This window comes from Marinococcus sp. LNHM4E3-1 (assembly GCF_056034405.1).
In genome coordinates this window covers 1-4,361 of the sequence record NZ_JBQLID010000029.1, presented here as the reverse complement: position 1 = coordinate 4,361, position 4,361 = coordinate 1, and the positions used below count along the sequence as shown (strand labels likewise).

At 47.3% G+C, this 4,361-nt stretch carries 2 protein-coding genes and 12 tRNA genes; all 14 read right to left on the bottom strand.

Annotated elements, in window-relative coordinates; translation table 11 throughout:
• Positions 1-213: 213 nt before the first annotated feature.
• A tRNA-Ile gene (locus tag ACTRXI_RS16225) sits at positions 214-290 on the bottom strand.
• A gap of 46 nt (positions 291-336) precedes the next feature.
• Positions 337-410, bottom strand: a tRNA-Gly gene (locus ACTRXI_RS16220).
• Positions 411-417: 7 nt separating this feature from the next.
• A tRNA-Pro gene (locus ACTRXI_RS16215) sits at positions 418-494 on the bottom strand.
• A 26-nt stretch (positions 495-520) separates the two neighbouring features.
• Positions 521-597: transfer RNA gene (locus ACTRXI_RS16210), tRNA-Arg, on the bottom strand.
• A 6-nt stretch (positions 598-603) separates the two neighbouring features.
• Positions 604-691: transfer RNA gene (locus ACTRXI_RS16205), tRNA-Leu, on the bottom strand.
• 20 nt (positions 692-711) lie between these two features.
• A tRNA-Leu gene (locus tag ACTRXI_RS16200) sits at positions 712-797 on the bottom strand.
• Positions 798-804: 7 nt separating this feature from the next.
• Positions 805-879, bottom strand: a tRNA-Gln gene (locus ACTRXI_RS16195).
• Positions 880-897: 18 nt separating this feature from the next.
• Positions 898-973: transfer RNA gene (locus ACTRXI_RS16190), tRNA-Asp, on the bottom strand.
• 18 nt (positions 974-991) lie between these two features.
• Positions 992-1,067 (bottom strand) — tRNA-Val (locus ACTRXI_RS16185).
• Positions 1,068-1,071: 4 nt separating this feature from the next.
• A tRNA-Glu gene (locus tag ACTRXI_RS16180) sits at positions 1,072-1,146 on the bottom strand.
• Positions 1,147-1,154: 8 nt separating this feature from the next.
• Positions 1,155-1,245, bottom strand: a tRNA-Ser gene (locus tag ACTRXI_RS16175).
• Positions 1,246-1,247: 2 nt separating this feature from the next.
• A tRNA-Asn gene (locus ACTRXI_RS16170) sits at positions 1,248-1,322 on the bottom strand.
• Positions 1,323-1,490: 168 nt separating this feature from the next.
• A complete protein-coding gene (locus tag ACTRXI_RS16165) occupies positions 1,491-1,940 on the bottom strand; it encodes a SprT family protein (protein ID WP_474264268.1) in 450 nt (149 codons plus the stop codon).
• A gap of 56 nt (positions 1,941-1,996) precedes the next feature.
• Positions 1,997-4,156: a Tex family protein gene (locus ACTRXI_RS16160; RefSeq protein WP_474264266.1), complete on the bottom strand. Its 2,160-nt coding sequence runs from the start codon at positions 4,154-4,156 to the stop codon at positions 1,997-1,999.
• Positions 4,157-4,361: the final 205 nt, after the last annotated feature.

The following is a 4,361-nucleotide window of genomic DNA, read 5'->3' as shown; positions in this document are numbered from 1 at the left end:
TCTCCGTAAAAAGTTTGATGCTGTGGCATCCGAAATGCCCTAAAAATGTGTTGCTTTTGATTGGGGCTCTGGCTTGTTTTTCCTTTTCAAAGAACGATCTGCCGCTCAAAAAAGCAGCTTAAACAATTTAACACGGTGCTCTTAAACTGTCAACACCTTTTAAAGTGACACATAAATTATAACCTTTGATCAACTAAATGTCAATGGAAATAATGGTGGGCCTGAGTGGACTTGAACCACCGACCTCACGCTTATCAGGCGTGCGCTCTGACCAACTGAGCTACAGGCCCACAGGCACAAAAAAATAACTTAAAGCAATTAATTTTTTTGTAATAATGGAGCGGGTGATGGGAATCGAACCCACGACATCAGCTTGGAAGGCTGAGGTTTTACCACTAAACTACACCCGCAAATACATGGTCGGGAAGACAGGATTCGAACCTGCGACCCCTTGGTCCCAAACCAAGTGCTCTACCAAGCTGAGCTACTTCCCGCAGATGCTGCTGAAAAAATAAGTAAATGGTGCGCCCGAGAGGACTTGAACCCCTGGCCTTCTGATCCGTAGTCAGACGCTCTATCCAACTGAGCTACGGGCGCATATTATGGTGCGGTCGAGAGGACTTGAACCTCCACGGGATAAACTCCCACTAGGCCCTCAACCTAGCGCGTCTGCCGATTCCGCCACGACCGCATACACCGATAATTTTATAATGGTGCGGGTGAAGGGACTTGAACCCCCACGTCACAAGGACACTAGATCCTAAATCTAGCGCGTCTGCCGATTCCGCCACACCCGCGTGTTGTTGGCTGGGCCAGCTGGATTCGAACCAGCGCATCACGGGACCAAAACCCGATGCCTTACCGCTTGGCTATGGCCCAATATATTGGGTAAAAAAATGGCGGGCCTGACGGGATTTGAACCCGCGATCTCCTGCGTGACAGGCAGGCATGTTAACCGCTACACCACAGGCCCTCAATTGTATAAAGAAAATGGTGGAGGATGACAGGATCGAACTGCCGACCCCCTGCTTGTAAGGCAGGTGCTCTCCCAGCTGAGCTAATCCTCCATGTTGGTGACCCGTACGGGATTCGAACCCGTGTTACCGCCGTGAAAGGGCGGTGTCTTAACCACTTGACCAACGGGCCATAGTAAATGGCGGAGAAGGAGGGATTTGAACCCTCGCGCCGTTTACACGACCTACTCCCTTAGCAGGGGAGTCCCTTCAGCCACTTGGGTACTTCTCCAATGGCTCCGCAGGCAGGATTCGAACCTGCGACCAATCGGTTAACAGCCGATTGCTCTACCACTGAGCTACTGCGGAATGTGAATATTTCTTTTTTGAGACAAAGAAAATTCTACAAGATCTATTATGTAATGTCAATACGCTTTTAAAAGGGAATTTACAGCTTTTTTTGCCGTTTTTTGAAGCGCCCTCTCTCAAGCGACTTTTATAATGTATCACATCGAAAAAACACTGGTCAAGGTTTTTCTATATTTTTTTCAATGTTCCTCTGCAGGCTGCACAGACATATTTTCTTGTATCCAGCTGCCTCGTTCTTTTAAAAGAAATATGACAGCTTTCACAGGCATACTGATAACGCTTTTTCTGTTTTAACCGATATTGTTCTAAAGAACTGCAGTGCATGACGCCCCCTACCTGCTTCAGCAGATCCTGAAATTCCCTGTCCTGATGTTTGTACCCTTTCCCTTCCAAATGTAAATGATAATGGCACAATTCATGTTTTACAATATCAATCACTTCCTGATGACCATAATTGTTCATCGACTTTGGATTTACTTCGATGTTCCCTGTGGAAAGCACATACCTTCCTCCTGTAGTCCGCAGCCTTTGATTAAACGAGACGCGATGTTTAAACACCTTTTGAAATTTTTCCACTGATATTTTCTGCGCCAATGCTGTTAATTCTTCGTCAGTCATTTTTTCCTCCCTAAAAAAACAGAGGGGTGCGCACCCTCTGTTTTTTCATTATCTATTTAGTTTACCATCGTCAATGCTACCCGTCCCCGTTTTTGATCAATATCTTCCACCCACACCGTAACTATCTCTCCTACCGAAACTACCTCCATCGGGTGTTTAATAAAACGGTTGGCGAGCTTTGATATATGCACGAGGCCGTCTTCTTTAACACCTACATCAATAAAGGCTCCAAAATCCACTACATTGCGGACCGTTCCCTGAAGCTCCATCCCCTTTTCCAGGTCATCAAGAGTCATGATGCCTTTTTTCAGAAGAGGCTTCGAAAACGTATCACGGGGATCCCGGTTCGGTCTTTTTAAATCCTCTATAATATCCTGCAGTGTAGGGACGCCTACTTCAAGAGCTTCAGCAAGCTGGCGCACCTCCTGGTTTTCAAGGACGTCCTTCATTTCTTTTGTGCCAGCCTGTGCTGCTTCAAGGTCCAGGTGACTGAGCAAACGCTCAGCGGTCTGATAACTTTCCGGGTGGATAGCCGTACGGTCGAATGGATTCGAAGACTCTGGCACCCGCAGAAAGCCAGCTGCCTGCTCATACGTTTTCGCTCCCAGTCTCGGTACCTTCTGAAGTTCTTTACGATTTGTAAAGCCTTCAAGCTCTTCTCTTTGCTTAATCACATTGTTTGCCACCGCTTTAGAAAGGCCGGCCACATACTGAAGCAGACTGCTCGAGGCACTGTTCACATCTACCCCTACCTGGTTTACCGCTGTCTCCACGACAAATGTCAGTGACTCATTTAGTCTCGTCTGCGAGACGTCATGCTGATACTGCCCCACCCCAATAGATTTAGGGTCTATCTTCACCAGCTCCGCCAGCGGGTCCTGGAGTCTTCTTGCGATGGAAGCTGCGCTTCGCTCTTCAACCTGAAGATCCGGGAATTCCTCACGGGCAACCTCCGAAGCAGAATAAACGCTCGCACCAGCTTCGTTTACAATAATATACGAAACGTCTCCTTCCGCTTCCTCGACCACCCCGGCAATAAATTCTTCTGTTTCCCTTGAAGCCGTTCCGTTGCCGATAGCTATAACCTGTATATCGTATTTTTCAATTAAAGCAAATACTTCTTTTTTCGCTTCGGTTATTTTATTTCTAGGCGGCACTGGATAGATCACTCCTACCTCAAGCAACCTTCCGTTGCCATCTACGACCGACAGCTTACAGCCGGTGCGGTATGCCGGATCTACGCCAAGTACTGTTTTCCCCTTCATCGGCGGCTGGAGCAGAAGGTTTCGAAGATTTTCGGAGAAGACAGAAATCGCCTGCGTTTCCGCTTCTTCTGTTTTGACTTTTCGAAGCTCCCGCTCGACTGCCGGGCCAATCAACCGTTTGTAGCTGTCTTGGATCGCTTCGTTCAGCTGCGGAACAGTAGGCGAACCGAAACGCTTCACCACTTTCTTTTCTATAGTCGAAAGAATTCTGTCTTCCGGTGCCTGGAGGGAGATTTTCAGCACCCCTTCACTTTCTCCGCGGTTCATGGCTAACACTCGGTGCGACGGGGCCTTCGCCAGCGCTTCTTCATGATCGTAGTACATGCTGTAAATACCACGTTCATCCTTACTTTCATCTTTAGCTGCAGACTGAAGTCTGCCCTGCTTGTAGCTGAGATCACGGACACTGTGGCGGATGCTGGCATCGTCGGCAATCTGTTCAGAGATAATATGCCTCGCTCCTTCGAGTGCCGCTGCGGCATCTATCACTCCGGCTTCTTCGTTCACATACGCCCGCGCCTGTTCCTCCGGTAAACCTTCTTTTGGCTGCGACATGAGCCATTCCGCTAACGGCTCAAGCCCTTTCTCTTTCGCCACCGTCGCCTTCGTTCTTCTTTTCTGCTTATAAGGACGATACAGATCTTCTACTTCCTGAAGCTGTACAGCTCCATTGATAGATTGCCTTAACTCCGGCGTTAATTTTTCCTGTTTATCAATCAGCCGAAGCACTTCTTCCTTTCGCTCGGCCAATTGATTTGCGTAATTCCAGGACTGCTGAACGTCCCGGATCACCATTTCGTCCGAGGCACCGGTCTGCTCTTTACGATAACGGGCAATGAAAGGAACCGTATTGCCTTCTTCAATCATATGTATAATGTTTGTGACATGCTTTTCCCTTATCTGAAGATCGGAAGCTATTTGGGATGCGACACCGCTTATCTCTTTTTCCATTTGTATTTCCTCCTGTCCAGCGTAACAATCCATTGGAATCTGTACTTATTATATTATAACGTACGTATGCCTATGTAAGGGGCAAATTCATCATAACATCAAAACGTCTGGCCTGTTTTCGCTTATTATATCTTGAATTGTAATATTAAGCGCAACACCTAAAAAATAAAAAACACCCATGGTATCCCAGTGTAAAATGAAAGTA

What these genes read in the sequence shown, in the direction of transcription:
- ACTRXI_RS16165 (WP_474264268.1), bottom strand. Translation starts at nt 1,940, where the DNA reads ATGACTGACGAAGAATTAACAGCATTGGCGCAGAAAATATCAGTGGAA.
- ACTRXI_RS16160 (WP_474264266.1), bottom strand. Translation starts at nt 4,156, where the DNA reads ATGGAAAAAGAGATAAGCGGTGTCGCATCCCAAATAGCTTCCGATCTT.